Origin of the sequence: Psychrobacter sp. UBA3483, assembly GCF_002377905.1 — a bacterium.
GTDB lineage: Bacteria > Pseudomonadota > Gammaproteobacteria > Pseudomonadales > Moraxellaceae > Psychrobacter.
The window spans coordinates 470-4,347 of record NZ_DFQS01000073.1; the positions used below are offsets into that span (position 1 = coordinate 470).

4 protein-coding genes and 1 pseudogene are annotated in these 3,878 nt (G+C 42.4%); 3 read left to right on the plus strand and 2 right to left on the minus strand.

Annotation, left to right across the window (positions count from 1 at the left end; genetic code table 11):
* Nucleotides 1-318: 318 nt before the first annotated feature.
* Both csrA and B2866_RS13200 read left to right on the plus strand, forming a co-directional pair.
* A pseudogene (gene csrA, locus B2866_RS13195) lies at nt 319-486 on the plus strand (carbon storage regulator CsrA); the annotation flags it as partial.
* Nucleotides 487-656: 170 nt separating this feature from the next.
* Nucleotides 657-1,031 (plus strand): HopJ type III effector protein, encoded by a 375-nt coding sequence (locus B2866_RS13200; RefSeq protein ID WP_068404458.1) that lies wholly within the window; start codon nt 657-659, stop codon nt 1,029-1,031.
* A gap of 158 nt (nt 1,032-1,189) precedes the next feature.
* Here the strand turns inward: B2866_RS13200 and B2866_RS13205 are convergent, their stop codons facing one another.
* Together B2866_RS13205 and B2866_RS13210 are read right to left on the minus strand one after the other, a co-directional pair.
* Nucleotides 1,190-1,501 (minus strand): YeaC family protein, encoded by a 312-nt coding sequence (locus B2866_RS13205; RefSeq protein WP_296195211.1) that lies wholly within the window; start codon nt 1,499-1,501, stop codon nt 1,190-1,192.
* 63 nt (nt 1,502-1,564) lie between these two features.
* Nucleotides 1,565-2,566, minus strand: coding sequence for an NAD(+) kinase (locus B2866_RS13210; protein ID WP_296195215.1), 1,002 nt, complete (start codon nt 2,564-2,566; stop codon nt 1,565-1,567).
* Nucleotides 2,567-3,004: 438 nt separating this feature from the next.
* Between B2866_RS13210 and B2866_RS13215 the strand changes: the two genes are divergently transcribed.
* Nucleotides 3,005-3,727 (plus strand): Bax inhibitor-1/YccA family protein, encoded by a 723-nt coding sequence (locus tag B2866_RS13215; protein WP_011280732.1) that lies wholly within the window; start codon nt 3,005-3,007, stop codon nt 3,725-3,727.
* Nucleotides 3,728-3,878: the final 151 nt, after the last annotated feature.

Sequence of the window (3,878 nt, forward strand, 5' to 3'; positions counted from 1 at the left end):
GATGAATTGAAGACACGCCCTAGTAAAATATTCATTAAATAGAGCCTTTTTTAGGCTCTATTTTCTTTTATTACTATTGCTCAGGTAAGTATATACCTAATAGTTTTGTGAAAATCCGTGACAGTATCTGTTATGCCCCCTATAATGGGGCTTTCATTTGGGCTAAATGAATTTATCTATCATTACCGCTATGAGTATTAGGTGACGCAGTGTTTTTATAATGACTACTCTGCATATTTAGTACTAGAGTAATGTCCTGTAATTGAGACGCAATCTGATGAGTAATAATCTGTTGATGCGACATAAGGAGTGTGACGCATGTTAATTTTGACACGCCGCGTGGGCGAAACGCTAATGATTGGCGATGAGGTCAGTGTGACTGTCCTAGGCGTTAAAGGCAATCAAGTACGAATCGGCGTCAATGCGCCAAAAGATATCGCGGTACACCGTGAAGAGATTTATCAGCGTATTCAGCATGAACGCACGGTACAATCGCAAATGCAACATCTTGAGCAAGGCAGCTTTGCGCCTTCATTCGATGATGAAGACTATTTTAATCGCTAAATTGTTCGCTTGTTAACTCACTATCAATAATTATTGGGCATAAATTAAGCACCCTATTTTTGCTTTTTAATCTGCTCTGAGGTCATGTATTTATGAGTATCCGTCAATCAGATGTATCGGCTCTACTTAATGGTTTAAATAAAAAAGCCATTGGATTCAATGATGTCATCAGCTTTATTGATGATTTTTATCGTTATGCGCCAGCACCTTTTGTCAATGGTATGCTGCATAATGCGGCGGGCGAAAACGAAGGCAGCGCCAAGATTTTTGGTTTTGCTAAGCACCATGGTCTAAATCAATTGGACACGCTAAAATTGTTTGGTGAACATTATGCCAAGGTACAAGCAACGCCTAAAGGTACCGATCATGCCAATATTCGTAACTTTTTACATTGGGGCTGGCAAGGATTTTTAATGGAAAAAAATCCATTAACGCCGCGTCCAAGTGTTGATACTAGCGCGCTGTAGTTTTCTATTTTCGCTAACTATCTATTTTAAAAGTATTAAAAAAGCCACGCTATCATCATAGCGTGGCTTTTTTCTGTTTACTGCTTTCAATTTGGTGCTTTTGACTTAATGCTGCTTAGCCGCTTACTTGTCTCAATTAACTGCGATAAAGCTGCTGCTTATTTATTATGAAATTTAACGGGTTGCACCGCCCCTTTAGGATTAGGCATGTTGGGATAATGATGCTCGTGTTCGACATCACATTCCGCGCCCACGACAGAGCCATCGTCTCGCACAGGTTTATGAATATAACCGGTACGCTCGGCGGGCGGCAAATGCTCATGCTCCCATACCATGACCGCTTGCATACAAGTTTCGCGCTGCTCAGGGGTGAGCTTACGACCATCCGACCATTTGCCCAGCTCAATGGCTTGACGAAACTTCTCTACCACTTCTGGGGTCACACTTGCTAATATCGTTTGTTTGTCCATCGTACCTACTCTCCGCGACTATTTTTATAACCCAGTACTATCTTGAAAAATCTAGCACTACATTTATTCTTCTATAATATCATCATCGATATCCATACTGAACTCTTCGGCATGGACGTTCCAGTGTAATTTGGTGCGGCAGGCTTCATAAAAATCAAACCCTGGCGGATGAAGTAAGGTGAGCTTATCAGGATGCTTACGAATATAAAGGCGCTGCTCTTGGTCGAGCGCGATACTCGGCTTGCCGTCGGCGCTGACTTGTGGCTGGGTGCGGTTGTCCTCATGAATACGAATACAAATCTCGCTGGTGCCGCTAACCACAATCGGACGACTGGACAAGGTATGCGGATGCATCGGCACCAAACAAATGGCATCCATACTCGGATGAATAATCGGACCACCACCTGAAAGTGCATAAGCAGTGGAACCCGTCGGCGTTGCGACAATAAGTCCATCACTATGCTGACGATAGACATCGTGCCCGTCAATTTTCATCTGAAAATCAATCATATGCACCGATTTACCCGCATGCAGCACCACATCGTTGAGCGCCATATCTTCGTGAATGATTTTTCGTCCTTCACGAATCTCCATGGTCAGCAAAAATCTGTGGTCTAACTGATAATCACCCATCAACACTTGCCGTAGTTTAAAGGCCACTTCATTAGGCTTTACATCAGCTAAAAATCCCAAACGACCACGGTTGACCCCTAAGACTGGTACCCGATAACGCGCCAATGCTTCGGCAGCATGCAATATCGAACCATCGCCGCCTACCACGATGACCAAATCGCAAATTTCACCAATCAGGCTGCGTTTAACAATTTTTACACGCTCAATCTCGGTCAGGTTTAACGTCGGTAAATTGGCTGTCTGCACATCCATAATCAATGTCAGATTCATCTCATTGATGGTTTTGGCAATCTGCACCAGACTTTGGGTCACGCTGCGTTTTCCAGCTCGGCCCATTAGGCCAATACGCCTAAAAGCAGGGTTTTTGATGGCGTGGAACAGCTCTGATTCATGTAAGTGCGGCAATCGTGCGGACTGCGCTGAGTTTTCCATAAAACGACTCGGCATAACGAAAAATACAGTGCAATGATAACGAGAAATCAGCGCTTAGACTAGCATGTTTATGAAGTTTCGTTGTTAACTGTCGTAATTGGCCCCATATAATTTCTATCATACGCCACTTTTAAGCGTATTTGTTTTGCTACTCATTACCGCTTTATATGTTAATACGCCAATCTCAACTTATCGTAGGCTTTTGATTTTTATAGAATTTAAAATTCTAATTTTTTTAACTGAAATTTTAAAAACTAAGTAAACCAATACCTTAGAAAAATAAGTTGAGAGTGGGGTATGTTAATATCCACAGATTAGTTAAGGCTTGATAGCCACGTGACGCCTTGCATACGCTCACGTAAACACAGTTGACAATAATGGCGGTTTTGCTAAAGTAGCTGGCATCTTAGTTATTTATACTTTAAAAAGGACAACTTTATGGCAAATCCTATTGTCAGTCGCGCAGAGCTTGCCGTTGGCGGCGCGCCGATGACGGTAAAGGGTGTGATTCAAAAGACCAGTTTATTGCTTGGCTTATCGGCGATTACGGGTATTGGATTTTTCTTTTATGCGCTAATGGCAGGCCTATCACAAGGCTTCATCACCATGGCTGCTTTTGGTAGTATGTTTGCCGCCTTTGGTCTTGCGATTTTCATCACTTTTAAACCACAAAAAGCCAAAACCTTTGCCGTACCTTATGCGTTATTAGAAGGTATCTTTTTAGGTGGTATCTCGCTGTTCTTTATGCGCATGTACCCAAGCGTGCCCGTCACCGCCATGTGTGCAACCTTTGTCACCGCAGCGGTCATGTTAGGGCTGTATCGCTCAGGTTTGGTTAAAGTCACTGAAAAATTCCGCTCAATCGTCACCTCAGCATTGATTGCCATCATGTTGGTTTATGTGGCGCAGTGGGTATTGTCTTTAGCGTTTGGTTCGAGCTTGCCCTTCTTATTTGAAGGTGGCGCTATTGCTATCGGCTTTAGCTTATTTGTCATTGTTATCGCCTCTTTTACCCTATTATTAGATTTTGATAATATCGATCGCGGCGTGGCGATGGGTGTCTCAGAAGATTATGAATGGTTATTTAGTATTGGTATCCTTGCGACGCTAGTATGGATGTATATTGAATTTATGCGTCTGCTAAGTTACCTACAAGACTAAGCCAAACCCTGTTTAGTAGTTATTTAAATAGAAAAACCGTCTTTTATGAACTGACCCCCATAAGTTGGACACAACTTATGGGGGTTATTTTATGAAGTATGACATCGACTTTAAACTAAGGGTGATAGCCTATTATCAACAAGGACATTCA